The sequence below is a fragment of the Mesorhizobium sp. B2-4-2 genome (assembly GCF_006442845.1).
GTDB lineage: Bacteria > Pseudomonadota > Alphaproteobacteria > Rhizobiales > Rhizobiaceae > Mesorhizobium.
Map to the genome: position 1 here is coordinate 291,305 of NZ_VFVM01000004.1, position 25,256 is coordinate 316,560.

At 64.2% G+C, this 25,256-nt stretch carries 21 protein-coding genes; 8 read left to right on the forward strand and 13 right to left on the reverse strand.

The genetic code is table 11. From position 1 onward, the window contains the following. Positions 1-33: 33 nt before the first annotated feature. The 4 genes from FJ942_RS11695 to FJ942_RS11710 all read right to left on the reverse strand — a co-directional run bounded on the left by FJ942_RS11695 (position 34) and on the right by FJ942_RS11710 (position 3,474). Positions 34-1,767 carry a SulP family inorganic anion transporter gene (locus FJ942_RS11695; protein WP_140491759.1) on the reverse strand — a complete coding sequence of 578 codons (1,734 nt, stop codon included), beginning with the start codon at positions 1,765-1,767 and terminating at the stop codon, positions 34-36. 66 nt (positions 1,768-1,833) lie between these two features. After that, entirely contained in the window at positions 1,834-2,112 is a 279-nt protein-coding gene (locus tag FJ942_RS11700; RefSeq protein ID WP_140491757.1) for a helix-turn-helix transcriptional regulator, read from the reverse strand. 290 nt (positions 2,113-2,402) lie between these two features. Next, the gene (locus FJ942_RS11705; protein ID WP_140563805.1) at positions 2,403-3,104 is read right to left on the reverse strand and encodes a phosphatase PAP2 family protein; all 702 of its coding nucleotides are present in this window, start codon (positions 3,102-3,104) and stop codon (positions 2,403-2,405) included. 31 nt (positions 3,105-3,135) lie between these two features. Further along, on the reverse strand, positions 3,136-3,474 hold the full coding sequence (locus FJ942_RS11710) for a hypothetical protein (protein ID WP_140493450.1): 339 nt from the start codon (positions 3,472-3,474) through the stop codon (positions 3,136-3,138). A 159-nt stretch (positions 3,475-3,633) separates the two neighbouring features. On the opposite strand from FJ942_RS11710, the gene FJ942_RS11715 reads away from it, so the two are divergent. Both FJ942_RS11715 and FJ942_RS11720 read left to right on the forward strand, forming a co-directional pair. Then, a complete protein-coding gene (locus tag FJ942_RS11715) occupies positions 3,634-5,025 on the forward strand; it encodes a sensor histidine kinase (RefSeq protein ID WP_140491753.1) in 1,392 nt (463 codons plus the stop codon). Beyond that, positions 5,022-5,678, forward strand: a complete 657-nt coding sequence (locus FJ942_RS11720) for a response regulator transcription factor (RefSeq protein ID WP_140491751.1) — start codon at positions 5,022-5,024, stop codon at positions 5,676-5,678. The genes FJ942_RS11715 and FJ942_RS11720 overlap by 4 nt, the downstream gene beginning before the upstream one ends. Before the next feature lie 190 nt (positions 5,679-5,868). Here FJ942_RS11720 and FJ942_RS11725 read toward each other — a convergent pair whose 3' ends face one another. Next, positions 5,869-6,336 (reverse strand): hypothetical protein, encoded by a 468-nt coding sequence (locus FJ942_RS11725; RefSeq protein WP_318013621.1) that lies wholly within the window; start codon positions 6,334-6,336, stop codon positions 5,869-5,871. 331 nt (positions 6,337-6,667) lie between these two features. On the opposite strand from FJ942_RS11725, the gene FJ942_RS11730 reads away from it, so the two are divergent. After that, entirely contained in the window at positions 6,668-8,671 is a 2,004-nt protein-coding gene (locus tag FJ942_RS11730; protein ID WP_140491747.1) for a PhoX family phosphatase, read from the forward strand. Positions 8,672-8,730: 59 nt separating this feature from the next. On the opposite strand, the gene FJ942_RS11735 is transcribed toward FJ942_RS11730, so the two are convergent. After that, positions 8,731-9,912 (reverse strand): NAD(P)/FAD-dependent oxidoreductase, encoded by a 1,182-nt coding sequence (locus FJ942_RS11735; protein ID WP_140491745.1) that lies wholly within the window; start codon positions 9,910-9,912, stop codon positions 8,731-8,733. A gap of 331 nt (positions 9,913-10,243) precedes the next feature. On the opposite strand from FJ942_RS11735, the gene FJ942_RS11740 reads away from it, so the two are divergent. Then, positions 10,244-11,281 (forward strand): phosphatidylglycerol lysyltransferase domain-containing protein, encoded by a 1,038-nt coding sequence (locus tag FJ942_RS11740; protein ID WP_140491743.1) that lies wholly within the window; start codon positions 10,244-10,246, stop codon positions 11,279-11,281. A 31-nt stretch (positions 11,282-11,312) separates the two neighbouring features. Here FJ942_RS11740 and FJ942_RS11745 read toward each other — a convergent pair whose 3' ends face one another. Next, entirely contained in the window at positions 11,313-12,074 is a 762-nt protein-coding gene (locus tag FJ942_RS11745) for an ABC transporter permease (RefSeq protein WP_140551751.1), read from the reverse strand. Then, entirely contained in the window at positions 12,071-12,997 is a 927-nt protein-coding gene (locus tag FJ942_RS11750) for an ABC transporter ATP-binding protein (RefSeq protein WP_140672358.1), read from the reverse strand. Before FJ942_RS11750 ends, FJ942_RS11745 begins: the two co-directional genes overlap by 4 nt. 202 nt (positions 12,998-13,199) lie before the next feature. Between FJ942_RS11750 and FJ942_RS11755 the strand changes: the two genes are divergently transcribed. The 3 genes from FJ942_RS11755 (at position 13,200) to FJ942_RS11765 (ending at position 18,333) form a co-directional block, all read left to right on the forward strand. Next, on the forward strand, positions 13,200-14,561 hold the full coding sequence (locus FJ942_RS11755) for a cytochrome ubiquinol oxidase subunit I (RefSeq protein WP_140672357.1): 1,362 nt from the start codon (positions 13,200-13,202) through the stop codon (positions 14,559-14,561). Positions 14,562-14,574: 13 nt separating this feature from the next. Continuing rightward, complete coding sequence (locus FJ942_RS11760) at positions 14,575-15,579, forward strand: cytochrome d ubiquinol oxidase subunit II (RefSeq protein WP_140672356.1); 1,005 nt, start codon at positions 14,575-14,577, stop codon at positions 15,577-15,579. 141 nt (positions 15,580-15,720) lie between these two features. After that, a complete protein-coding gene (locus FJ942_RS11765; RefSeq protein ID WP_140897781.1) occupies positions 15,721-18,333 on the forward strand; it encodes a mechanosensitive ion channel family protein in 2,613 nt (870 codons plus the stop codon). A gap of 229 nt (positions 18,334-18,562) precedes the next feature. Here the strand turns inward: FJ942_RS11765 and msrA are convergent, their stop codons facing one another. The 4 genes from msrA to FJ942_RS11790 all read right to left on the reverse strand — a co-directional run bounded on the left by msrA (position 18,563) and on the right by FJ942_RS11790 (position 21,984). Continuing rightward, positions 18,563-19,288, reverse strand: coding sequence for a peptide-methionine (S)-S-oxide reductase MsrA (msrA, locus tag FJ942_RS11770; RefSeq protein WP_140897783.1), 726 nt, complete (start codon positions 19,286-19,288; stop codon positions 18,563-18,565). A gap of 133 nt (positions 19,289-19,421) precedes the next feature. Beyond that, positions 19,422-19,700 (reverse strand): hypothetical protein, encoded by a 279-nt coding sequence (locus FJ942_RS11775; protein WP_140559132.1) that lies wholly within the window; start codon positions 19,698-19,700, stop codon positions 19,422-19,424. Between the two features lie 127 nt (positions 19,701-19,827). Beyond that, the gene (locus FJ942_RS11780) at positions 19,828-20,532 is read right to left on the reverse strand and encodes a DUF1223 domain-containing protein (protein ID WP_140895721.1); all 705 of its coding nucleotides are present in this window, start codon (positions 20,530-20,532) and stop codon (positions 19,828-19,830) included. Between the two features lie 372 nt (positions 20,533-20,904). After that, positions 20,905-21,984 (reverse strand): TadE/TadG family type IV pilus assembly protein, encoded by a 1,080-nt coding sequence (locus FJ942_RS11790; protein WP_140897787.1) that lies wholly within the window; start codon positions 21,982-21,984, stop codon positions 20,905-20,907. Positions 21,985-22,192: 208 nt separating this feature from the next. Between FJ942_RS11790 and lepA the strand changes: the two genes are divergently transcribed. Further along, the gene (gene lepA / locus FJ942_RS11795) at positions 22,193-23,998 is read left to right on the forward strand and encodes a translation elongation factor 4 (protein WP_140897788.1); all 1,806 of its coding nucleotides are present in this window, start codon (positions 22,193-22,195) and stop codon (positions 23,996-23,998) included. A 97-nt stretch (positions 23,999-24,095) separates the two neighbouring features. On the opposite strand, the gene FJ942_RS11800 is transcribed toward lepA, so the two are convergent. Next, a complete protein-coding gene (locus FJ942_RS11800; protein WP_140897790.1) occupies positions 24,096-25,190 on the reverse strand; it encodes a reverse transcriptase domain-containing protein in 1,095 nt (364 codons plus the stop codon). Between the last annotated feature and the right edge of the window lie 66 nt (positions 25,191-25,256).

Here is a 25,256-nt window from a genome sequence, read left to right on the forward strand (position 1 = left end):
TTCCCGGCGCGTTGAAAGGAAGAAGAATGCAAGCTACTGCGCTGCCCTTTTTCCCTCCAACTGCGCCTGCGCTGCCCGGATCGAGGCGGCGTAGGTCACCAGCGGGCGCTTGAGGCCGTGGTTGATCAGCGTGCGTCTTGTCTGCGGCGAAGCGCCAGATATGACAAAGCGCACGCCGGCGCGCCTGGCCTTGTGCGCCGCACCCTCGATGACATTGGCCGCGGTCGAGTCGAAGAACGGCACCGCCGAGCAGTCGAGGATGAAGTTCTTGCGCTGGTCGGCGATGCGGTCGAGCACCGCGCCGACGGTCGAAGCGGCGCCGAAGAAGAATGCGCCGGAGATGCGGTAGACGACGGTGTCGGCGTCGGTCGCGTCCCTGGAATCATAGACGCTCTCGCGGTCGGCGACGTCCTCAGGCACCAGCGTCTGGTCGGCCTCGACGGCGATGGATTTCGCCATGCGGTCGATGAACAGGATCGAGCCCAGCGCGAATCCGACAACGATGCCTTCGGTCAAGTCGCGGAAGACCACGATCAGGAAGGTGGCCATCAGCACCAGCGCATCGCCGCGCGAGGCGCGCAGCAGCGTGGCGAAAGCCTGCTTCTCGAACATGTTCCAGCACACCACCGCCAGCACGCCGGCGAGGGCGGAGAGCGGGATGTAGCTGGCGAGCGGCGCTGCCGCCAGCATCAGGACGAGCAGGATCATGGAGTGGATCATGCCCGAAACCGGCCCGTGCGCGCCGGCCCGCACATTGGTGGCGGTACGGGCAATGGTGCCGGTGGTGCAGATGCCGCCGAACAGGGCCGAGGCGATGTTGGCGAAGCCTTGCGCCACCAGTTCGCAGTTGGAACGGTGCCGGCGGCCGGTCATGCCGTCGGCGACGACGGCCGACAGCAAGGATTCGATGGCGCCTAGCAACGCGAAGGCGATGGCGTCCGGCAGCACGTCGATCATCCTGTCGAGGCTGACGGGGGGAAGCGCCGGCCATTGCAGGCTGCGCGGGATCCCGCCAAAGCGCGTGCCGATCGTCTCGGCCGGCAGCGCAAACAGCGCCACCGCGAGCGACGCCAGACCGATGGCGATCAACATCGCCGGCCATTTCGGCCGCCAGCGCTTCAGGAAAGCGATGGTTGCGATTGTCAGCACCGCCACGAAGGTCGCCGCGAGATTGATCGTGCCGGCCGCCTCGCCGATCGCGGTCAGCTTCGGCACCAGCGGGCCTGGCTCCTTGCCGGCGAGCTTCAGCCCGAACAGTTCGACGATCTGGCCCGAGAAGATGATGACGGCGATACCGGCGGTAAAGCCGACCGTCACCGGATAGGGAATGAACTTTATGTAGGTGCCGAGCCGCAGATAGCCGATGGCGATGAGGAAGATGCCGGCCATCATCGTCGCCAGCAACAGCCCGTCCACGCCGACCCGCGCGACCGTCGCCGCCACCAGCACGATGAAGGCGCCCGCGGGGCCGCCGATCTGGAAACGGCTGCCGCCGAACGCCGAGATGATGAAGCCGCCGATGATCGATGTGTAGAGCCCGCGCTCCGGCGTCACCCCTGATGCGATGGCGATTGCCATCGACAGCGGCAAGGCGACGATGGCGACGGTCAGCCCGGCAATGGCATCGGCCCTGAGATGTTCGAGCCTGTAGCCTTCGCGCCAGACCGTCACCAGTTTCGGTGTGAACAGTTCGGAAAAAGTCGGCTTTGCCGGCCCATGGGTCGGTTTGCGCGCGGTTTCGTTGAGTGTCTGCCCGATCTCGTCCATGGACTGCTTCCGCACCTGAAAGGCGGCGGGATCGTCGGCAGGACTGTCGGCGGTCGCCGTCGCGACTTATGCCGGCTCAGCTTTCGGATTGGGCGGCACGGCAGGCTTGAGGCGCACGCCCCGGCCGCCGCGCTCACTGGGTTGATTCTCGCCGATCAGCTCCACCCCGGCCTCGTCGAGGGCCTGGATGACCTTCATCAGCGTATCGACCACACCCCTGACCACGCCGTCGCTCGCTTCCATGCGCTGGATGGTGGGAAGCGAAACGCCGGCGCGCTCGGCGAGCGTCTTCTGATCGATGCCGGCCAGCGCCCTCGCGGCGCGCATCTGCGCGGCAGTGATCATCGGCCGGGATCCCCGTCTGAGTCTGCGGATATGATGTATAATACGATCATTATGATGTTTCAAGCATCAGCATGCACGCTTGAGCCTTGATCATCATCGCTATCGAGCATTTTTCGGATACTTCCCGAGCATTGAGAGCTATGGTGTTCCATCTGGGGCAGGGGATAACGTGGTTGACCATTTTCAAGACATTGACGACATCGGCATGCCTGGTATCGGTGGTCCTTCTGCTAACGGGCTGCGGACACTTGATCAACCGGCTGATCTGACCGCTTCCCGGTCGAGCGTCGTCAGACGTCGTCACGCACCACCCTGCGCCGTTGCAGGACCCTTGCCGCCAACCAGCACAGCATGGCCCAGGCAAAGCCCGCGCACCAGCCGGCCAGCACGTCCGACGGCCAGTGGACGCCGAGATAGATGCGGCTGATGCCGACCAGCACCGTCGTCAGCACGGCGAGCGCCAGAACATAGATCTTCGTCGTCCGGCCCTGCAGGAAGCGCGCCGCAAGCGAGCCCAATGTGAGATAGGTCACCGCCGAAAGCATCGCGTGGCCGCTCGGGAAGGAAAGCGAGGTCTCGTTGACCAGATGCGAGACGAGCTCGGGCCGCGGCCGGTCGACGCCGAGCTTCAGCAGGCTCGACAGCATCTGGCCGCCCGCCACGGCGACGAAGATGAGAAGCGCGGTCCCGGGCCTGCGGATCAACAGCAGATAGATGATCGTCGCCGCCGTGATCAGCACCAGCACGCTGGTGCTGCCGAGGCTGGTGATGTCGCGCATCGCCCCTTCCATCCATGGCGGGCCGATCGGGATACCGGGTTGGCCGGCCTGGCGGAAGGCAAGCATGATTTCAGCGTCGAAGGCGTGCGGCGTGGTGGCCCGTGCCACCTCCATCAACTCCACGAAGCCCCACAGGCCGGCGGCGACGACAAGGCCGGCCAGCAGCACCGGGAATTCGACCCGGCTCAGCAGAGCCTTTGCCGCAGTTCTCATCGGACCTCGTTTCGCAACCATGGTTTGCCGGTCATCGCCCTTGCACATAGGGCCCGAGCGTGATCAGCGCCACGGCGGCAATCGCCAGCACGATGCCGGCCGCTTGCAGCGTATTGATGCGCTCGCCGAAGAATATCAGGGCCACCAGATTGACCGATACCAGCTGGATGACGGCCGACAGGCTGAACGACACCGACATGCCGAACTCGCGAATCAGCCGCAGCATGATCAGGTTGCCCAGCGAATAGAGCGCAAGCGTCAGCACGATCTTGCCCAGGCTGGGCGCCATCCCCCATTGCTTGGCGGCCGCCGCCGCCAGCAGAAAGATCACGGTCGAAAGACCGAGCTGAAGTAACCCCGAAAAACTCACCCTGCCCTCGATATTGATGCCGGTCGTCCGTGCCTTGTTTCGCAAGCGCGTCGGGACGTCAAGCAGCTGCCGTGGGACCAGGCTCTTGTGTCGGCAGGACCGAAGCGCCAAAGTCGCGGCCACTACCCTGCCCCTGCGGGTGGGGGCGAGGAGCGTGGCGTGCGATTTCTCGAAACCTTGTCGCGGCGCTGGAACGGGCTTACGCTGGCGCTGCAGTTCATCATTGCCGGCGGCTTCGGGCTGCTTGCGGTGATGCTGGTGGTCGGCTTCTGGGTCACCGCGCAAATCCGCGAAAGCGTGCTCCACAATTCGGCGGCCACGACTGCCCTTTATGTCGACAGTGTGATCGCTCCGCTGCTCCCCGATCTGCGCACGAACCATCAGCTCGATGACGCCGTCAAACGGGCGCTTGACGAGACCCTCGGCCAAGGCGCGCTCGGCAAACGGCTGTTTTCCTTCAAGTTGTGGCGTCGGGACGGCACGGTGCTGTATTCGAAGGACACGGCCTTGATCGGCCGGCAGTTCGGCCCGAGCGCCAACCTGCGTGCCGCCTTCGCCGGGAATGTCGTCGCCGAGTTCAACGAGCTAGGCGACGAGGACGACAAGGAGGAGAGGGCCGCGGGCGTGCCGCTGCTGGAAATCTACAATCCAGTCCGCGAACCCTGGTCGGGCGAGGTGGTCGCCGTCACCGAATTCTACGAGATCGCCGACGATTTCCAGGCGGCTCTGGCTTCCGCCTTGCTGTCGAGCTGGCTGATCGTGGCCGGCGCCACGCTGACGGCGCTGCTGCTGTTGTCGGGGATCGTCATACGTGGCAGCCGCACCATCGACAAGCAGCGCGGCGTTCTGCAGGGTCAGGTCTCCGAGCTGCAGGCGCTGGTTTCGCAAAACCGGGCGCTGCGCCTGCGCGTCCAGCAGGCGTCGCGCCGTGCCACGGCGCTCAATGAACGATACCTGCGTCGCATCGGTGCCGACCTTCATGACGGGCCGGCCCAGCTCGTCGCGCTGGCGGCGCTGCGTGTGGATAGCCCCGCCATTTCCGGCGAGGGTGCCTCCAGCGACAGCCGCAACGCCGAGATCGCCATGATCCGCATGGCGCTGGACGACGCGATGCGTGAAATCCGCGGCATCTGCAACGGCCTTGTCCTGCCGCAGATAGAAACGGCCGCGACCGGCGACATTCTGCGTCTTGCCGTCGACGAGCATCAACGCAGGACCCGCAGTTCCGTGGCGCTGACCCTATCCAGGCAGTTGCCCGAACTGGGCGCTTCGGAGAAGATCAGCATCTATCGCTTCGTCCAGGAGGGGCTGAACAACGCCTACCGTCATGGGCAGGGCAAGGATCAGGAGGTGAAGGCCGGGATGACAGGCGGCAAGTTCTTCGTTGAAGTGTCGGATGGCGGGCCCGGATTCGACCCGAGGCGGGCCGAAGGCCTGGGGCTCGCCGGCATCAGGGAGCGTATCGAAAGCATTGGTGGCCAGTTCGAGACCACGACCGGGCCGCAGGGAACACGATTGATGATTACGCTAGCCGTCGAGGATCAACCATGATCGGTACCATCCGTGTCGCCATTGTCGACGACCACCCTCTGTTTCGCGAAGGCGTTACCCGCAGCCTGTCGGAGATCGGCGGCTTCGAAATGGTGGCCCAGGGCGCCACGGCGCAGGATGCCGAACGCATCGCCTCGACTTTGCAGCCCGACATACTGCTGCTCGACATCAGCATGCCGGGTGACGGCCTTGCGTCGGTGGCCGGCATACTGGGTGCCAATCCCGGACAGAAGATCGTCATGCTGACGGTCTCGGAGGCCAATGCCGACGTGGCGCGGGCGCTGAATGCCGGTGTGCGCGGCTATGTGCTGAAGGGGGTCGGCTCGCGCATGCTGGCCGAAATCCTCCATGGTGTCGCGGCCGGCGAGACCTATGTGTCGCCGACCCTGTCGGCTCGCCTGCTTTCGGACCTGCAATCGCTGCAGCCGGCCAACGGCAGGACGGATCGCCTGCGTCAGCTCACCGGACGCGAGGCCGAGATCCTGCAGCTGGTGGCGGAAGGGCTGAGCAACAAGGAAGTGGCGCTGCGGCTGGCACTGCAGGAAAAAACGGTCAAGCATCACATGACCGGTGTGCTGTCCAAGCTCAACGTCCGCAATCGCACCGAGGCGGCGCTGCTGATGCGCGAAGCGCGGGATCGGGCCGGCAGCTAATCCTGGTCGGCCGCAAGGGATCCCCGGTTTGGGATAACGACACGCATAAATGAAAACCTGAAGCGCGGTGCAGCAGCGGAACGCTCCAGGGCAAAAAAGACGGCCCCTATACGGGGCCGGAGTGACAAGGTCACCTCCGCCGGGGGGCGGCGGAGGTGACACGTAAAGCGGGCGATGCCTATTGCCCGCTCTACAACCCCTTGAGGCGGCTTATATCCGCCGCCGTCGCAGGGCGCTCGACGATCGTGCGGCCCAGAGCGTCGGTCATTTTGAAGCGACCCTTCTCGATCTCTTCCCCGAAGCCGTTAGGGTGCTGCACCACGATCTTGTTGTCGTCTATTTCGACACGATCGCCGGTTGTTGCGTTCACATGCTTGCCGGAGCTGTTGGCACCCTTCCCCTTGCCGTTGTTGCCGGCGCCATTGTTCCCGTTGCCGCCAGCGTTGCCATTGTTGCCTCCGGCGTTGCCATTGTTGCCTCCGGCGTTGCCATTGTTGCCGCCGCCGTTATTTCCATTGCCGCCATTGCCGTTACCGCTACCACCGCCATTGCCGCTGTTCCCGCCAGGCTTGGCTTGGGCGCTGGACGCGACAATGCCTGCGGCGGAACCGTGAAAATCGAGGTGATAGGGGGCTATGGTCAGCGCCAGTGCCGGCACTGCTCTCAGGGCCAGCCAGCAACAATGAGCCATGATCGAGCTGCGCATCAGTCCCTCACTTGATCGGACCGGCAAAATTCAGAGGCCATCTCGTGCAGGTACGCGACCATCGGCGACATGGCGTGTTCGTGTAAGTGGCCCACGACCGATGCCGCGGCAATCCGGACCTTCGCCCCGATCGGTTTAGGACCTTGGTCCGAGTTTTAAACCGGATGTGGCGCGAGGTTCGCGGTCAAGCTGGCGGGTGCACGAATGTCACGAAAGTGTGACCGATCGTCTATAAGGGGTCGAAACGCGTGACACGCTCCAGCCATCCAGCCAGAGGCAGACCATGACCGACCATCGCTCGCCCGACGCCCGATTCCGCACCAGCCTGCTTGAGGAAAACGACGGTCCGGCGACCAACCCCACCGAAAACCGCACCATGGGCGAAATCATTGCCGAGCGGTTCTCCCGCCGCGCCTTCCTCAAGGGCTCGCTGGCCGTCTCGGCCATTGCCGCCACCGTCAGCCCGCTGGCGCTCGTGGCCGCCGACGATGCGCGTGCCGCCGAGGGCTCCGCCTTCTCGTTCGAGGAACTCGAAGCCGGTATCGACGACAAGCACCATGTCGCGCCGGGCTACGATGCCGACGTGCTGTTGCGCTGGGGCGATCCGCTGTTTGCCGATTCGCCGGAGTTCGACCCGGCCAGGCAGTCGGCTGAGGCCCAGGCAAGACAATTCGGCTACAACAATGACTATGTCGGCTATATCGGGATCGGTGGCTCCGCCGAGCATGGCCTGCTGGTCGTCAACCACGAATACACCAATCCGCATCTGATGTTCCCGGGCATCGTCAAGATCGTCGAGAAGGACGGCAAGAAGGCGGCCGAACTCGCGCCGCTCTCGAAGGAGCAGGTCGATGTCGAGATGGCGGCACATGGCGGCACCATCGTCGAGATCCGCAAGGAAGGCGGCAAGTGGCAGGTGGTGCGCGACGGCAAGTTGAACCGCCGCATCACCTCCAACACCGAAATGGCGCTGTCGGGCCCGGTCGCCGGTCATGACCGCGTCAAGACCAATGCCGACCCATCCGGCACCAAGGTCATCGGCACATTCAACAACTGCGCCGGCGGCGTCACGCCTTGGGGCACCTATGTCATGGCCGAGGAGAACATCCACGGCTATTTCTCCGGTGAACTGCCGGAAGGCCATAAGGAAGCCGCCAACTACAAGCGCCTCGGCATTCCGGAAGGCGCCTATGAATGGGGCGCGCATTACGATCGTTTCGACCTCGCCAAGGAGCCGAACGAGCCCAACCGTTTCGGCTGGATCGTCGAGGTCGACGTCAACGATCCGACATCCACGCCCAGGAAGCGCACCGCAATGGGCCGCTTCAAGCATGAAGGCGCCGAATCGATCGTCGCCAAGGATGGCCGCGTCGTCTTCTATCTCGGCGACGACGAGCGCTTCGAGTACGTCTACAAATTCGTCACCGCGGGCCGTTTCGATCCGGACGACCGCGCCGCCAACATGAACCTGCTCGATGACGGCACGCTGCATGTCGCCAAATTCGCCGCGGACGGTACGGTGGAATGGCTGCCGATCGTCTTCGGCCAGGGCCCGCTGACGGCCGAGAACGGCTTTGCCGGCCAGGCCGACGTGTTGATCGAGACGCGGCGTGCCGCCGACCTGCTCGGCGCCACCAAGATGGACCGCCCCGAGGACATCCAGCCCAATCGTGTCAACGGCAAGGTCTATGTCATGCTGACCAACAATTCCAAGCGCAAGGCCGACCAGGTCGACGCCGCCAACCCGCGCGCCGACAACGCCTTCGGCCACATCATCGAGATATCGGAAGATGGCGGCGATTTCGCCGGCACCAGGGGCAAATGGGAAGTGCTCCTGAAATGCGGCGATCCGGCGGTTGCCGATGTCGGCGCCACCTTCTCCACCGCCACCACGGCCAATGGCTGGTTCGGCATGCCCGACAATTGCGCGGTCGATTCAGCCGGGCGCCTGTGGGTCGCCACCGACGGCCAGGGCCCGAAGGCCACCGGCCGCACCGACGGCCTGTGGGCGGTCGACACCGAAGGGCCGGCGCGCGCGACGTCAAAACTGTTCTTCCGCGTGCCGATCGGCGCTGAAATGTGCGGGCCGCTGTTTGCGCCCGACGATCAGACCGCCTTCGTCGCCGTCCAGCATCCGGGCGACGGCGGCGAGGACTGGGAGGCGTTCGGCCGCCCGTCCTATTATGAGGATCCGTCGACGCGCTGGCCCGATTTCAAGCCGGACATGCCGGTGCGGCCGGCGGTTGTCGCCATTACCAGGCAAGGCGGCGGCAAGATCGCGATTTAGAGGGCAATTCCAGGAAAGTGGGGTTCCGTCCGACGCGTAAAACGAACCTCCAGCCCGGTTCAGGGGCCGGAATTGGCGATCCGCCGGGCAATCCGCTCGGCGATCGCCTTGGCCTGAATGGCGGCGTTGGCGAAGCAGCCGCGGATGCTCGGCCGCATGCCGGTGAACCAGAGGCCAGGCAGTTTCGGATCGGCATCCCCGCCATTGAACAGCGGAACGCCCTTGCCGTCGAGCACGCCGAGATCGCCGACCATCTGCTCAAGCCCGGTGCGGTAGCCCGTCGCGGCAATGACGATGTCGGGATCGATCAGGCTGCCATTGGCCAGGATGACGCCGTCGCGGGTGAATTCCCGCACCCCCGGCACGACGGTGATCCTGCCCGAGCGGATGGCGTCGATCGCGCCCTCGTCGGCGGCGATCGCTGTGTAGTCGGTGGTCAGGCGGCTGGCGCCGCCCACCGGTGCCGGCGGCACGCCGAATTTCGTCAGGTCGCCGAAAACCAGCCGCTGCGTCAAGGCGATCACCGCATCGGCGACCCGCAAAGGCAACCGCGCCATCAGCGGCGACAGCCGGTGCACGGCAATCTTGCCGATGCGCTTGGGCAGGACCGACGGACCGTTGCGGGCCGACAGCCACAGCGAGGCGGTGCCTGCCTGCGCCAGGTGGTTGAGCGCGTCTATACCCGAGTTGCCGGCGCCGACGACCAGCACCTTCTTGCCGGCATAGTCCTTCGCGTCGCCGAAATCCGCCGAATGGATGATGCGGCCGGCGAAATCCCGCATTCCTTTCCAGTCGGGGATGAACGGCTGTCTGTCGCGGCCGGTGGCGATCACGACGTGGCGCGCTAGGCGCATCCCGGCGCTGGTCTCTATCGCCCAGTGGTCGCCCCTGAACAGGACCGCCTCGACGGCGACGCCGAGCTCCACCGGCAGCCGGTTCGCCTCGCTGAAATCGTTCAGATAGCGGATGACGGCGGTTCTGTGGGGGAAGGCGAGCGTGCCCTTCGGATAGGCAAGGCCGGGAAGTGCCGAAAGGTCGCGGTGAGTATTGAGGCGCAGCTGCTGGTGACGCCGATGCCATGGCTCCGCCAGCCGGCTCTCCTTTTCCAGGATCGCCGTCGCCACGCCGGCCTTTACCAAGGCCTGCGCTGCCGCGAGACCGGCGGCGCCGGCGCCGATGACGATCGCCGGTTCGATGGTTACCGTCTGGTGCGCTGCCGGTCTGATTGTCGTATCTGCCATTCGCTCACGAACCCCATTCCACCCTTGTGGCGCTTCCGCCGACACCGGCAGAACGCCCTCCCGCGCATGATCCATACAGCAGATCGGCCCCGGATTTCGAGGCCATGCGCCGCACCGCGGTTGCGTCCTATATGGCATATACGCGAGATCGGCGATAATCAGGTCGCGGCAATGTGATTGATTCGAGATCCGGGGGCTGGCGGATCTCTGTTACCGGTACAGGAATCCGAAGTCCTCGAAACGCTTTTTTCGGCTTCCTGTGCAAAATCAAGGCGCCACGGCGTATAGCGTACCCGGGTGCGCGCCGCAGATGCACGCGGAATCTCGACCCATGCCCTCCTTGCGGATCTATCTCGACAAAATCCTCGAGCGTGCCTCGCCAAAGGTCGAGCGCCAGGCGTTCACCCATGCCGAACGGCTGGCGCTGGTGCGCCGCCACGGCGACTTCTCACTCGCCTACTCCTCCGCCGTGCAAGGCAGGCTCTCCTATTTCGGCGATGCCGACGGCTACATCGCTTTCGGCACCAAGATGAAGCATCATTTCGCGCTCGGCGACCCGGTCGCCGATCCGGCCCATCGGGCCGACTACATCAGGCGCTTCGTCGAGACCGCCGGCAGCCCCTGGTTCGTGCAGATCGGCGAACAGTCGGCGCGGGTGCTGGCCGGGCTCGGCTACAAGGTCAACCGGCTGGGCATCGACACCCGTCTGCCGCTGCCCGAACACGATTTTTCCGGCAAGCGCAACGAAACCGTGCGCTACTCCGAGCGCTGGCTGTTGAAGAAGGGCTTTTCGTTCGCCGAGGACAAGCGGACGATCTTTCTCGACGAGATCTCCCGGCTTTCGGCGAACTGGCGCGGCGACCGCATCGTCAAGCGTTGGGAAATGGGCTTCCTCAACCGGCACTTCGCCGATCATGTGGGCGTCGACATGCGCCGCTTCGTGCTGCACGGCCCCGATGGCGAACTGGTCGCCCTGCTCGACTTCGATCCGCTGTTTCGCGGCGGCAAGGTCATCGGCTACACCACAGCCTTCAAGCGCAAGCACATCGACGCCTCGCCGCATGCCGAGGTCGGCCTGACCAAATTCGCCGTCGACCGCTTTCGCGAGGAAGGCATTTCGGTCGTCACGCTCGGGCTGTCGCCGCTGGTCGACGTCGGCCCCAGCGGATTCGCCGAAAGCGATTTCTGGCGCAACGCCTTCCAGCGCGCCTATGATTCGCCCTGGGTCAACCGCCGCCGCTTCAACCTGCAGGGGCAGGCGGCGTTCAAGCGCCGTTTCCACGGCATCGAGGAGCCGGTCTACGTCGCCTTCCGCAAGGGAACCTATGTAGAGATGCTGGGCCTGCTGCGGCTGGTGAAGGCGATCTAGCTCTGACCGCGGTTCAGCGTGGCTTCGCCCCTCAATTCCTCAGCCGGTAGCCGGTCTTGAATATCCAGGCGACGGTCGCCACGCAGATCAGCAGAAACACCACGGTCATGCCGAGGCTGATGCCGACCGAAACGTCCGATTTTCCGAAAAAGCTCCAGCGGAAGCCGCTGATCAGATAGACGACCGGATTGAACAGCGTCACCGTGCGCCAGGCGCCCGGCAGCATGTTGATGGAATAGAAGCTGCCACCGAGGAAGGTCAGCGGCGTGATGATCAGCAGCGGCACCAGTTGCAACTGCTCGAAGCTCCTGGCCCAGATTCCGATGATGAAGCCGAACAGGCTGAAGGTCACCGCCGTCAGCACCAGGAAGGCCAGCATCCAGAACGGATGCTGGATCGAGAGCGGCACGAACAGCGAGGCCGTCGCCAGAATGATCAGGCCGAGGATGATCGACTTTGTGGCGGCGCCCCCGACATAGGCGAGGACGATCTCGAGATAGGAGACCGGAGCCGACAACAGCTCGTAGATCGAGCCGACGAATTTCGGGAAGTAGATGGCGAAGGAGGCGTTGGAGATCGACTGCGTCAAAAGCGACAGCATGATCAGCCCGGGCACGATGAAGGCGCCGTAGCTGATGCCGTCGATCTCGGTGATGCGCGAGCCAATGGCCGAGCCGAAGACGACGAAATACAGCGACGTCGACAGCACGGGCGAGACGATGCTCTGCAAGACGGTGCGCAGCGCGCGCGCCATCTCCACCCGGTAGATCGCCCATACCGCGCGCAGGTTCATGGCTCTTGCCTCAGAAGATTGACGAAGATCTCCTCCAGCGAACTGTTCTGCGTGTCCAGGTCGCGGAACTGGATGCCGGCGGCCTCGAGATCGCGGATCAGCGACGCCACGCCCGGCCGGTCGCTCTGGTTGTCATAGGTGTAGGTGATCTGCCCGCCATCCGGCGACAATTCCAGGGCGTAGTGCGAGAAGGCGTCCGGAATGGCGCCGAGCGGGCTGCGCAGTTCCATCACCAGGCGCTTGCGGCCGAGCTTGCGCATCAGTTCGGCCTTGCCCTCGACCAGGATGATCTCGCCGCGGTTGATGACGCCGACGCGGTCGGCCATCGCCTCGGCTTCCTCGATATAGTGGGTGGTGAGAATGATGGTGACGCCGTCCTCGCGCAGCCGCCGCACCATCGCCCACATGTCCTGGCGCAGTTCGACGTCGACGCCGGCCGTCGGCTCGTCGAGGAACAGCACGCGCGGTTCGTGCGACAGCGCCTTGGCGATCATCAGCCGCCGCTTCATGCCGCCCGAAAGCGTGATCGCCTTGGCGTCCTTCTTGTCCCACAGCGACAGGTCGCGCAGCACCTTCTCGACAAAGGCATGGTTTGCCGGCTTGCCGAACAGGCCGCGGCTGTAGTTGACCGTCGCCCAGACGCTCTCGAAGGCATCGATGGTCAGTTCCTGCGGCACCAGCCCGATCAGGCCGCGCGCGGCGCGATAGTCTCTGGTGATGTCGTGGCCATCCACCGTGACGCTGCCAGACGAACGGTTGACGATGCCGCAGACGATGGAGATCAGCGTCGTCTTGCCGGCGCCGTTGGGGCCAAGCAGCGCGAAAATCTCGCCGCGCTCGATATCGAGATTGATTTCCTTCAGCGCCTTGAAGCCGGTGGCGTAGGTCTTGGTGACCCCGGAAATGGAGATGACAGGCTGCATGGCTGAAAACGGCTGCTTGAAAGAGGACCCCAGATATAGGACGAATGTCGCCGCATGCAACCGCAAGTCAATGCCGCTGCTGACAGTTCTCGACATTGCCGCCGCATGGCGCTGCGGCGTTCCGCCTCGCGGCGGGACGCCGCTTTGACCGGCTGGCCCTACAAGCCTATTCTCCGCTTATTAGAAGCAGCCGGAGCCCGCCATGGACCCGCTCATCCTTTCGCGCATCCAGTTCGGTGCGAATATTTCGTTTCATATTCTGTTTCCAGCCATCACCATCGCACTCGGCTGGGTGCTGCTTTTCTTCAAGCTCCGCTACAACGCGACCAATGATTCGGCCTGGATGCGCGCCTATTTCACCTGGGTGAAGGTGTTCGCATTGTCCTTCGCCATGGGCGTGGTTTCCGGCGTCACCATGAGCTTTCAGTTCGGCACCAACTGGCCGGGCTACATGGAAACGGTCGGCAACATCGCCGGGCCGCTGCTGGCCTACGAAATCCTCACCGCCTTTTTCCTCGAGGCAGCCTTCCTCGGCATTATGCTGTTTGGCTTCCGCCGCGTTTCCAACCGCATCCACACGCTGGCGACCGTGCTGGTGGCCGGCGGCACCACCGTGTCTGCCTTCTGGATCATCGCGCTGAACTCGTGGATGCAGACGCCGGTCGGCTTCGAGATGCGCGACGGCGTCGCCCACGCCGTCGACTGGTGGGCGATCCTCTTCAACCCCTCCATGCCCTACCGTCTCGTCCATATGCTGCTCGCCTCCGGGCTTACGGTATCGTTTCTCATCGCCGGCCTGTCGGCGCTGCGTTACCTCAAGGGCGACCGCTCGGAATCGATGTGGAAGGCGCTGCGCACCGGCGTCTTCACCGCCGCCATCCTCATCCCCATCCAGATCCTTGCCGGCGACCAGCACGGCCTGAACACGCTCGAGCACCAGCCGCAGAAGATCGCCGCCATGGAGGCCAACTGGAACACCGGCCCCAACGTGCCGCTGGTGCTGTTTGCCATTCCGGATGAAGCGGCCAGGGAAAACAGGTTCGAGGTGACCATTCCCGACGGGGCGAGCTGGATCCTGCGGCACAGCGCCGGCGGTGTGGTGCCGGGGCTCAACGACTATCCCGGCAACCATCCGCCCGTCTTCCCGGTGTTCTGGGGTTTTCGCGTCATGGTCGGCACGGGCCTGTTGATGCTCGCCGTCTCCTGGTCGGCCGCCTTCTTCCTCAAGCGCCGTCATGGCTTGCCGAGGCCGCTGGCGCTGCTCATGGTGCCGATGACCATCTCCGGTTGGGTGGCGACGCTCGCCGGCTGGTATACGACGGAGATCGGCCGCCAGCCCTGGCTGGTGACGGGCGTGCTGAGGACCGCCGACGCCGTCGGCCCGGTGGCCGGCAGCCATGTGGCGCTGACGCTGGCCGTCTATCTCGCTCTCTACGTGCTGTTGCTGATCGCCTATCTCGGCGTTCTGGTCCACCTGGCGCTGAAGGCGGCCAAGGACGGCGACACCTCGCCGCTGCCGGGCGTGCTCAACAAGCCGATGTCGCAGCCCGCGGCTGGCGAGTAGGAGAGAGAGAGAAATGACCTATGACTGGCCGATCCTGCTCCCCCTCATCTTCGCCGGCCTGATGGGCCTCGCCATCCTGATCTACGTCATTCTCGACGGCTTCGATCTCGGCATCGGCATCCTGTTCGCGGCGGCCGAGGACGCCGAGCAGGACACCATGATCGCCGCCATCGGCCCGTTCTGGGATGCCAACGAGACCTGGCTGGTGCTGGCCGTCGGCCTTCTGCTGGTCGCCTTTCCGATGGCGCATGGCGTCATCCTCAGCGCGCTCTATATCCCGGTGTTCGTGCTCCTGGTCGGCCTCATCCTGCGCGGCGTCGCCTTCGACTTCCGCGCCAAGGTGGCGACCGAGCGCAAGCACCGCTGGAACCGCATCTTCTTCCTCGGCTCGCTCATCGCCTCGCTGGCGCAAGGCTATATGCTGGGCGTCTATGTGCTTGGCCTCGACTTCGGCCTGGGGGGCATGGCGTTCGGCGTGCTGGTGGCGTTCTGCCTGGCGGCGGCCTACGCCGCGATGGGGGCGGCCTGGGTCATCTACAAGGCCGAAGGCGACTTGCAGAAAAAGGCGGTGCGCTGGCTGCGCACCACATTGGTGCTGACCGCGCTCGGCATGGCTGCCGTGTCGCTGGCCACGCCCTTCGCCAGCCCGCGCATCTTCGCCAAATGGTTCGTCCTGCCCGAAATGCTCTATCTGTCGCCGCTGCCGATCCTGTCGGCGCTGCTGTTCCTGTGGCTGTGGCGGCAGACCTCTCATCTGCCCAGGCCCGACGACCGCCATTCGCTGACGCCGTTCCTGACCTTGGCCGCCATCTTCGCGCTGGGCTTTGCCGGGCTCGCCTGGTCGTTCTATCCGTTCGTGGTGCCCGACAGGCTGACCATCTGGCAGGCGGCTTCCGCACCCGAAAGCCTGGCCATCATCCTGGCCGGCACCGTGGTCGTGCTGCCGATCATCATCTTCTATTCCTTCTATGCCTACCGCGTGTTCGGCGGCAAGGCGAGGGACCTGACCTACGATTGAAGGGCCAGGCGACGGCGCGAAATCATCGCCTCCGCCTGCCGCCTGTCGCCGGCCGGAAAGACAATATTCATCTTCACGCGCAATAACCTTCCGCGACATGCTGCGGCCTGATGGCAGCGGTCCGAGAAGAAGGGCAATGCAATGCGCGGTGTCCCGGTTGCCTCGATAGAACACGATCCGCAGGCGCGGCAGCGCTACGCAGTTTTCCCGGGAAAATCGCTACGCCGCTTTCCTGGAATTGCTCTGGTCCTGATCCGCCTGGTCACGCTGATCGCCGCGCTTGCGCTGGCCGGCCTGCTGCCTGTCATTCAGCCCGCCCATGCCCAGCAGACGGCCAACTGGGCCGGTGTCTGGGACACCAAATGGCGCGGCGGCGGCGCCCAGATCACCTTCGAGCAGGACGGCGCCGAGGTGAAGGGCGTCTATCCCCTGTACAACGGCCGCATCGAAGCCAAGGCCGAAGGCGAAAAGCTGTTCGGCCGCTGGTTCGAGGGCAGTCGCCAGGGCGAGTTCAGCTTCGTCATGGCGCCGGACGGCGCGAGCTTCATGGGCCGTTTCGAATCCGCCACCGCCGAATGGTGGACGGGCGTGCGCGTCGACGCCGCCGAGACCCTCAAGGTCGACCAGACCAGCCCGATGACGACGATGCGCTCGTTCCTGCAGACCATGAACGAGAGCGGCGCCGACAATGTGCCGCGCGCCACCGGCGGCGGCATGGGCCTTGCCGCGCTGGCGGCCGGCCTGGTCGACGTCACGGAGGCCGATCGCGGCGGCCTCAACATGCCCGATTACACCAAGCTCCTGTTTTCGGTGATCGACAACGCCACCTTGCGCCTGTGGAACCTGCCGCATGATGCGATCCCCGGCGACGAGGTGACAGCCAGGCTGCAGCAATATGGCAGCAAGGTTTTCTTCGACGTCACCTTCCGCCGCAAGGCCGGCGAATGGTTCATCGTCGGGCCGCAGCTCGCCGTGCTGCAGGCCAAGCTCGCCGAGTTCCAGGCGGCGCGTGGCGAAGCCCCCGACATGGTCGACGATCCGGCCAAGCTCGCCTCGTCGCGCGACACGTTCAAGATGCTGCTCGGCGGCATCGCTGACCAGAATGGCGGTTCGACGCAAACGGCGCTCGACATGCGCGGTTACAATCCGGCGGTGCGGTCCGACGAGGCGGTTCTGCTCGAGAGCTATCTCAAGAAAGTCATCGACCGCATCGGCTACGTCTACTGGCAGGAAATTCCCGACGATCCCCAAAGCAACACGCCCTATGTGTATTTCGAGCACCCGGCCGGCAACATCGTCGTCGCTCCGGTGGGGACTGAGAAAGGCGGCAAGCTGTGGAAATTCACGCCGGAAACGCTGGCCAACATCCGCACGCTCTATGCCGATATCGAGGATGCGCCGGTGGCGCCGGAATTCACCGCCTTCGCCAGCAACGATCCCTTCTTCGCCACGAGGGGCCTTGCCCGTGAGATCAGCCCTGCCCTTTTGACCCGCGCCGGGCCGATCGAACGCTGGCAATGGCTGGGGCTCGGCATTGCCGTGCTTGCCGGCATCGCCTTCGGCTTCCTTGCCAACGCCGTCATCGTGTTCTTCGCCCGCCGCGGCAGGAGTTCGGGGCGGGCCGGCTTCTTCCGCGTCGTCGAATGGGCGGTGCGCTCGATCTTCCTCGGCCTGTTCCTGCTGTTTGCGCTGCGGCCGCTCGGCTTGCCGCAGGTGATCGCGGCATCCGCCAAGGCGGCGGCCTGGAGCCTGATCCTGATCGGCGCGGTTCCCGTCGTCTGGCACCTTATCGGCAAGATCGCCGAGCGCTACCGCGCCACCTTCAACGTGCCCGGCTACCACGAGACGCTGATCTCGCTGTTGACCGGCGTGGCGCGCATCGCCGCCCTGGTGGTCGCCTTCCTGCTCCTGGCCGAGGTGCTGGCGATCCCCTATCAGGGCGTGCTGGCTGGCCTCGGCATTGGCGGCCTGGCGGTGGCGCTGGCGGCGCAGCCGACGCTGCAGAATTTTCTTTCCGGCCTGACGCTCTATGCCGACCGGCCGGTCAGCGTCGGCGACTTCTGCAAATTCGGCAACCAGTCCGGCACCATCGAGCATATCGGCATGCGCTCGACCCGCATCCGCTCGGTCGACCGCACGGTGATCTCGGTGCCGAATTCCGACTTCGCCGGCATGCAGATCGAGAACTACGCCCATCGCGACCGCACCCGCTTCGCCACCACGCTGCAATTGCGCTACGAGACGACGCCCGACCAGCTGCGCTACACGCTGGCGGCGCTGCGCAAGCTCCTGATCGCTCATCCGCGCGTCATCGACGACCCGTGCCGCGTGCGCTTCGTCGGCTTCGGCCCCTATTCACTCGACATCGAGGTCTTCACCTACATCACGACCGCGGATGGCTCGGAGTTTCTCGCCATCCGCGAGGACATATTGCTGTCGATGATCGCGGTGATGGACGAGGCCGGCGCCCAGTTCGCCTTCCCGGCGCAGCTGGAATACAGCGCCGCCGACCTGCCGCTCGACCAGGAAAAGCGCATCGCCGCGGAAAAGCGGGTCAGCGCCTGGCGCGAGGAGGAAAAACTGCCTTTCCCCGATTTCAGCCAGCTCGACAGGCTGGAGCTCAACGACAGCCTGCCCTACCCGCCGCAGGGCTCGGTGCAATACCGCGAAGCCCAGGCCGCCCCCGCCACGGTCGAAGCCAAGGCCTCGCTGGAGAAGGCGCGCTGGAGCCTGCCGTGGCGGAAGAGGGTGTAGCCTTCTTCGCAGGAGAAGCCGCGATCCCTCGCGCCCCCCCTCTGGCCTGCCGGCCATCTCCCCCACGAGGGGGGAGATTGGATGTCGCGACGGCTTTCGCCAATTTCTAACGTTGACAGCGGGGCGGGACGGCGAGGCCGCCGATCTCCCCCCTCGTGGGGGAGATGCCCGGCAGGGCAGAGGGGGGCGCCGTCCCGCCGACCTGTCGTTCTTCTCACCCTGCGAAGACTCAATTGCTCGCCGACAGCACCAGCACCGGCTTGTCGCTGTAAAGCTGCGGGAACAGCGTCTTCAAATTCGCCACCTTGGGCAGGTCGTTGTAGACGATGTAGGGATAGGTCGGATTGAGCGTCAGGAAATCCTGGTGGTACTCCTCGGCCGGATAGAAGGTCTTGCCGGTTTCGATCGTGGTGACGATGGGCTTGCCGAACAGCTTGGCCTGGTCGAGCTGGGCGATGTAGCTCTGCGCGATCTTCTTCTGTGCCTCGTTTTCGGCGAAGATCGTCGAGCGGTACTGCGTGCCGGAGTCGGGCCCCTGATAGTTGAGCTGTGTCGGATTGTGGGCGACCGAGAAATACACCTGCAGCAGCTGGCCATAGGTGACTTTGGAGGGATCGTAGGTGATCTCGACGGATTCGGCATGGCCGGTGCGGCCGGTGCCCACGGTCTCGTAGACGGCGTCGTCCTTGGCGCCGCCGGTATAGCCCGAGACAGCCTTGGTGACGCCCTTGACGTGCTGGAACACGCCCTGCACGCCCCAGAAGCAGCCGCCGGCGAACACTGCCGTCTCGCTGCCGCCCGCGGCCTTTTCATCCAGCGCCGGTGGCGGGATCACCACGGCGTCTTCCGCCGAAACCGCTGGGGTGAGCCAGAAGGCGGCGCCCGCGACGGCGAGCGCGAAAGCTGCGAGCGCGCCGCGGACGAAGCCGCTCGAACGGTTCTTGATGTCGGTCATGGTTGCACTCCTCATGGCTTGCATAGGGTCCAGTCTATTGAATTAGCGGAGCCGGTGCGATGCGCGAGTTGCGGCGGAGGCTCACATTCTCGTGCGGCCCCAGCGGGTGCGTAACTCTCCGCCGCGGCTTGACCTAGTTGGCAGGCTTCATCGCATCCGTCGCCGGCTTCATCGCGTCAGTCGCCGGTTTCATGGCGTCCGCCGGTTTCATCGCATCGGCGGCGGGCTTCATGGCATTTGTGGCCATCGGGTCGGCCGGCTTCATCGCATCGGTTGCCGGTTTCATCGCGTCCGCGGCGGGTTTCATGGCGTTGGTGGCCTCGTCGGCCCGGGCGATGCCGCCGGCCAGCAATGCCGTCGAGCACAAAGCGAGCGCAAGCGCCGGCAGCGTCAGGCGGGAAAGAACGGTCATGATGGTCTCCTTGGTTGGGTGGCGCGCCCTCGCGGCGGCCGGCTGTTGCGGCGCCGCAGGCGCGGCGTTGCGCAATTTCTGATCGGGCATGGTCTCTCCCCGCAAGCGGGAAGTTCCCGGAGGTAAGCTAATCGGCGGCGGCGGCCAGGATCGGCCCGCCGCCGGGCGATTGCACCAGCACTGCGGTGCTGAGGCCGTTGGCGGCCGCCGGCACGTCGAGCGTCGTGGCCTCTCCGGTCCAGCTGCCGAGCTTTTTCAGCGCATGCACGACATTGCCGTGCGGCAAGGTGCGGCCGGTGTTCTCGCCGCGCGCCACGGGCACCTCGACGACGCCCCTGGCATAGCGCACCAGCCAGATGTCGGCTTTGCCGCCCGGCACGCTCCCCGCGCCGATGCTGGCCTTGCCGCCATCGAGCGACAGCGACGGTCCCTTGATGCGTCCGCTCGCCGCAATCAGCCGTTCGATCTCGCCGGGCGCGGCGCCGACCGCATCGGCACGGCCGTTGACCACCACCTGCGGCGTGAACGGCCCGTCACGGCCGAGCGGCGGCTCGTAGCTCACCTGGCGCTGCGTGAACTCCTGCCGGCCGAAAATGTCCTTCCAGCCGAGATAGTCCCAGTAGGTGACATTGAAGGACAGCGCCAGCACGCCGGGCTGGTCCTTGACCTTGATCAAATTGGCATTGGCCGGCGGGCAGGACGAACAGCCCTGGCTGGTGAACAGCTCGACAACGGTAAGCGGCTGCGCCGCGGCCGCGCCGAGCGACGCCGCGAGCGCAAGCGCGCCCAGGCTGGACACTGCGAGGAACCTGCTGCGTTTGGCTTGCGACATGGGATTGCTCCGTGGCGACGGCGCCGCGATGCGCCGCTGATGTCCCCACTTCGTTGCCAATTATCGCTTCGTTACAACGCTCACCGGTTTGTGATGAAGGTTGGTCGGACTCCAAGAGGCCGGAGATTGGCAAAGGCCGTCGCGACAGCCGATCTCCCCCCTCGTGGGGGAGATGTCCGGCAGGACAGAGGGGGGCGTCGTAGAGCACCTACCTGGACGCGGTTCGACAGCCGTTGTCGCGGCAGAGAGTAGGCGGCAGATCGGGAAAGTGGAGGACGAGTTCCGTGGACCCAGGCAAGGCCGGCGGGGCAGCGCCCCCCTCTGGCCTGCCGGCCATCTCCCCCTCGTGGGGGGAGATCGGCAGCTTCGCCTCTATTGCGTCAGCACCGTTTGCGAGGGGCGCTGGTTGAAGTCGCATTTGCCCATCACGGTGTAGAAGAAGTCGGCGTTGACGACGGGCGCCGGCACGGCGGAGCCGCCGTCTTCCCAGGCCTGGTAGCCTGTCTGGCCGCACGGCACGGCGGTGAAGATGTCGACGGTCTGGCCCGTGGCGATTTCGGGCATGTCGGTCGGGCTGGTGCCGATATAGAGCCGGTTCGAGGTGTTCGGATCGTTCGACCTCAGCGTGGTCGGCTGGGCTGGTTTGGCCGTCGCGGCGGAAGGCACGTTCATCTCCAGATAGAGCTGGTCCATCTGGCTGACGTCGATGACCGCGCCGGTGCTGTTGGCCGGGCTGGTGGTGCAGACGGTCTGCCGCATGACGCCGTTGCCGTCGGTGCTGGTGATGGCGCCGGAGGGCGTGTTGTTGAAATTGGCGACCGTCGTCGTGTTGCACACCTGCTGCTGCACCTGGGTAAGCGTGGTGCCGCTGACGGTGGAGACGGTGGTGGTGCCATAGCCCTTGGGATCGCCGCCCTTGTTGTAGACATAGCTGATCTGCATCAGCTTCTGCTTCGTGGTCGAGCCGAATCGCGTGCCGTAGAGATACATCGTCTTGTCCCACCAGCCCGACGCCTTCTCGATCTTGAAGGTGGTCTGCACCAGGGCCGCCGCCTTGTTGACCGCCGAGGTGACGCCGATCGGCACGGTGTTGATCCTGGCGATCTGCATGAAGTCGGTCGGCATGGCGAAGCTCGCCGAGGCCTGCGCCGTGGCGGTGCCGTTGGCCGCGATGGTGAAGCTCACCAGCGTGGCGGTGCCTTGCCCGCCATTGGCCGCGAAGATGTCCCGGAGCATTTGCTGGCGGGCCGCCAGCGCCGTCGTCTTCGGCAGCGTGGTTATGGCCAGCGTCGCCGCGTCGAGCGCCTGCTGCATGTTGGAGCGGGTCTGGACCGCCGACGTATAATCGACCGAGAGGCCGACCACGGTGACCAGCGGCACCAGGCTGATGAAGAACAGCGGCATCATCGAGCCGCCGCGAGAGCGGGCGAACTTTCCTGCAAGCCCCGGCATTTCCTTACCCCAAAAACGGTTTACCTGCGGGGGAACTAACATGCGCCGGCAAACCCGGGTCTAAGAGGATCGTTCAAAGTTTAAGCATCCGGCCGCACCCGCCCGCTGTTTCGGGCTTTTCCGCGCGGCTCACCGCTTTGTGATGGCCAGGGCCCCCCTTGCGCCGCAAGCCTTGCCGCAGCAAGCCGCCCCTGCTAAAGCGCGCGGCATGAGCACGCCCCTTGACCACATCAGGAATTTCTCCATCGTCGCCCATATCGACCATGGCAAATCCACCCTTGCCGACCGCCTGATCCAGCTGACCGGCGGGTTGGAGCTGCGCGACATGAAGGAGCAGGTGCTGGACTCGATGGACATCGAGCGCGAGCGCGGCATCACCATCAAGGCGCAGACGGTGCGCCTGAAATACCGTGCCAACAATGGCGAGGACTATATCCTCAACCTCATCGACACGCCCGGCCATGTCGACTTCGCCTATGAAGTGTCGCGCTCGCTCGCCGCCTGCGAAGGCTCGTTGCTGGTGGTCGACGCCAGCCAGGGCGTCGAGGCGCAGACGCTCGCCAATGTCTACCAGGCCATCGACAACAACCACGAGATCGTCGTGGTGCTGAACAAGGTCGACCTGCCGGCCGCCGAGCCCGAGCGCATCCGCGAGCAGGTCGAGGAGGTGATCGGCATCGACGCTTTCAACGCCGTGCTGATCTCGGCCAAGACCGGGCTCGGCATTCCCGATGTGCTGGAGGCCATCGTCCACCAATTGCCGCCGCCGCGCGAGGGCGACGCGACCGCTCCCCTGAAGGCGATGCTGGTCGACAGCTGGTACGACGCCTATCTCGGCGTCATCGTTTTGGTGCGCGTCATCGACGGCGTGCTGAAAAAAGGCCAAACCATCCGCATGATGGGCACCGGCGCCAAATATCTGGTCGAGCGCACCGGCGTGTTCACGCCCGCCCGCATCAATGTCGAGGAGCTCGGCCCCGGCGAGTTCGGCTTCTTCACCGGCTCGATCAAGGAAGTGGCCGACACCCGCGTCGGCGACACCATCACCGAGGACAAACGCCAGACCGCGCACGCACTGCCCGGCTTCAAGCCGGCGCAGCCGGTGGTGTTCTGCGGTCTGTTCCCGGTCGACGCCGCGGATTTCGAGGACCTGCGCGCCGCCGTCGGCAAGCTGCGCCTCAACGACGCCTCCTTCTCCTACGAAATGGAAACCAGCGCGGCGCTCGGCTTCGGCTATCGCTGCGGCTTCCTCGGCCTCTTACATCTGGAAATCATCCAGGAGCGGCTGGAGCGCGAGTTCAACCTCGACCTGATCGCCACGGCGCCATCGGTCGTCTACCGGCTGCTGCTCAATGACGGCTCGGTGAAGGAACTGCACAACCCGGCCGACATGCCCGACGTGGTCAAGATCTCGGCCATCGAGGAGCCGTGGATCCGCGCCACCATCCTGACCCCCGACGACTATCTCGGCGGCATCCTGAAACTCTGCCAGGACCGGCGCGGCATCCAGGCAGACCTGTCCTATGTCGGCAAGCGCGCCATGCTGACCTACGACCTGCCGCTCAACGAAGTCGTCTTCGATTTCTATGATCGCCTGAAGTCGATCTCCAAGGGCTATGCCTCGTTCGACTATCACCTCACCGACTATCGCGAGGGCGACCTGGTGAAGATGTCGATCCTGGTGAATGAAGAGCCGGTCGACGCGCTGTCGATGCTGGTGCACCGCACGGCGGCGGAAAAGCGCGGCCGCCAGATGTGCGAGAAGCTCAAGGAGCTGATCCCGCACCATCTCTTCAAGATCCCGATCCAGGCCGCGATCGGCGGCAAGGTCATCGCCCGCGAGACCATCTCGGCGCTGCGCAAGGACGTGACGGCGAAGTGCTACGGCGGCGACGTGAGCCGCAAGCGCAAGCTCTTGGACAAGCAGAAAGAGGGCAAGAAGCGGATGCGGCAATTTGGGAAAGTGGATATCCCGCAAGAGGCGTTTATCCAGGCGCTGAAGATGGGGGATTGAGGGGGCCTTATCTCGCTTCCTGCCTAATGCGCAACGTCTCTAACGGAAGCTAGACTGGGGAAATCTATGTGCAGCGGTATACCTCATCCCGAGGAATTCAGGCGCCAGCACTTCTAATCGCGGTCAACGCAGATTTCGCTTTCTGAGTAAGGTGCCGCTGTTCATCGGGATCGATCGACTTCAAGACCCCGAAAATGCCAGCAATTGCCGGGTGATGCTGCACAAACTCGACAGGGTTCCTGATCGCTCGCTGAAGGTATCCGCGAGCCCAATTACGCCACTCGACGGGAAGATTAAGACCCTCATTAATCACTACCCCTGTGACATCCATTCTGTCGCCTTTGCCCAAGAATCGCGTTTTCTTAGGGTTCAGCTCAAAACCGCTGCTCTCGACAAATGCAGTTACCTCTTTAAGAAATTCATTATCAATACGGGTCCGAGCCGAAAAAGTAAGGTCGTCCGCATATCTAGTGTATGTGATGTTCCTCGCCGCGGAGAGTTCTGAGACAGTTTGGTCGAAATTATCAAGAATGAGATTTCCGATCAGTGGACTCGTGGGCGCGCCGGTCGGAGCTTCGTCGTCCAGAGACGTTAGCCTCGCAAGAAAGTCTGAGCCAGCGGCGCTGTAACCAAGATTGCGGAAAACACCTACTATCATCTGCGCCGTAACACTGGGAAAGAATCTCGATATGTCGAGGTTCAGCAAATGCTTAGCTCCGGCATGCGCCGCCGCGTTGGTAATGTAGCTTCGGCCTTTGCGAAAGCCGTGAACTGCTTCCGCCATTTCTTTTGTTATTAGGATATTGTCATTAATCCACCACTGCATGACCTTGAGATATGTCTTTGGCGTTCGTATAATTCGGTTGGTTCCATCGGCTTTCTTTAAAATAAACGTTCGGTAATGAAATCGAGGCCTATGCAGTATTTGCCGTATTATGGAAGGGGAAATTCCGAGATAAGACGCTAGATGAATTTCGTTCTCCAGGTATGGTCTACCAGTCCGGTTCGCGAACGCGCCTGCGGCCTCACTTTCCTCAGGGAAAGAGGCTCGCGCAAACGCTAGGTAGTCGTCAATTCGTGGGGAATTATAGTAAGAACGGGGCGGCATTCGACAACACCAATCCTGAGATTGCTTAGTGCGTGCTTTGTAAGAGGCGCTCGAGAACTCCGCTCGTGGCTGCAATGCAGCCATTCTCGAGCGGCTCTTACAAAGCGCGCCTTTTTACACGCAAGACCTGAAAGCCAGGACACTGATTCA

Coding starts and splice junctions, on each gene's coding strand:
- FJ942_RS11695 (WP_140491759.1), bottom strand. CDS start 1,767: ATGGACGAGATCGGGCAGACACTCAACGAAACCGCGCGCAAACCGACC.
- FJ942_RS11700 (WP_140491757.1), bottom strand. CDS start 2,112: ATGATCACTGCCGCGCAGATGCGCGCCGCGAGGGCGCTGGCCGGCATC.
- FJ942_RS11705 (WP_140563805.1), bottom strand. CDS start 3,104: ATGAGAACTGCGGCAAAGGCTCTGCTGAGCCGGGTCGAATTCCCGGTG.
- FJ942_RS11720 (WP_140491751.1), top strand. CDS start 5,022: ATGATCGGTACCATCCGTGTCGCCATTGTCGACGACCACCCTCTGTTT.
- FJ942_RS11730 (WP_140491747.1), top strand. CDS start 6,668: ATGACCGACCATCGCTCGCCCGACGCCCGATTCCGCACCAGCCTGCTT.
- FJ942_RS11735 (WP_140491745.1), bottom strand. CDS start 9,912: ATGGCAGATACGACAATCAGACCGGCAGCGCACCAGACGGTAACCATC.
- FJ942_RS11740 (WP_140491743.1), top strand. CDS start 10,244: ATGCCCTCCTTGCGGATCTATCTCGACAAAATCCTCGAGCGTGCCTCG.
- FJ942_RS11745 (WP_140551751.1), bottom strand. CDS start 12,074: ATGAACCTGCGCGCGGTATGGGCGATCTACCGGGTGGAGATGGCGCGC.
- FJ942_RS11750 (WP_140672358.1), bottom strand. CDS start 12,997: ATGCAGCCTGTCATCTCCATTTCCGGGGTCACCAAGACCTACGCCACC.
- FJ942_RS11755 (WP_140672357.1), top strand. CDS start 13,200: ATGGACCCGCTCATCCTTTCGCGCATCCAGTTCGGTGCGAATATTTCG.
- FJ942_RS11760 (WP_140672356.1), top strand. CDS start 14,575: ATGACCTATGACTGGCCGATCCTGCTCCCCCTCATCTTCGCCGGCCTG.
- FJ942_RS11765 (WP_140897781.1), top strand. CDS start 15,721: ATGCGCGGTGTCCCGGTTGCCTCGATAGAACACGATCCGCAGGCGCGG.
- msrA (WP_140897783.1), bottom strand. CDS start 19,288: ATGACCGACATCAAGAACCGTTCGAGCGGCTTCGTCCGCGGCGCGCTC.
- FJ942_RS11775 (WP_140559132.1), bottom strand. CDS start 19,700: ATGACCGTTCTTTCCCGCCTGACGCTGCCGGCGCTTGCGCTCGCTTTG.
- FJ942_RS11780 (WP_140895721.1), bottom strand. CDS start 20,532: ATGTCGCAAGCCAAACGCAGCAGGTTCCTCGCAGTGTCCAGCCTGGGC.
- FJ942_RS11790 (WP_140897787.1), bottom strand. CDS start 21,984: ATGCCGGGGCTTGCAGGAAAGTTCGCCCGCTCTCGCGGCGGCTCGATG.
- lepA (WP_140897788.1), top strand. CDS start 22,193: ATGAGCACGCCCCTTGACCACATCAGGAATTTCTCCATCGTCGCCCAT.
- FJ942_RS11800 (WP_140897790.1), bottom strand. CDS start 25,190: ATGGCTGCATTGCAGCCACGAGCGGAGTTCTCGAGCGCCTCTTACAAA.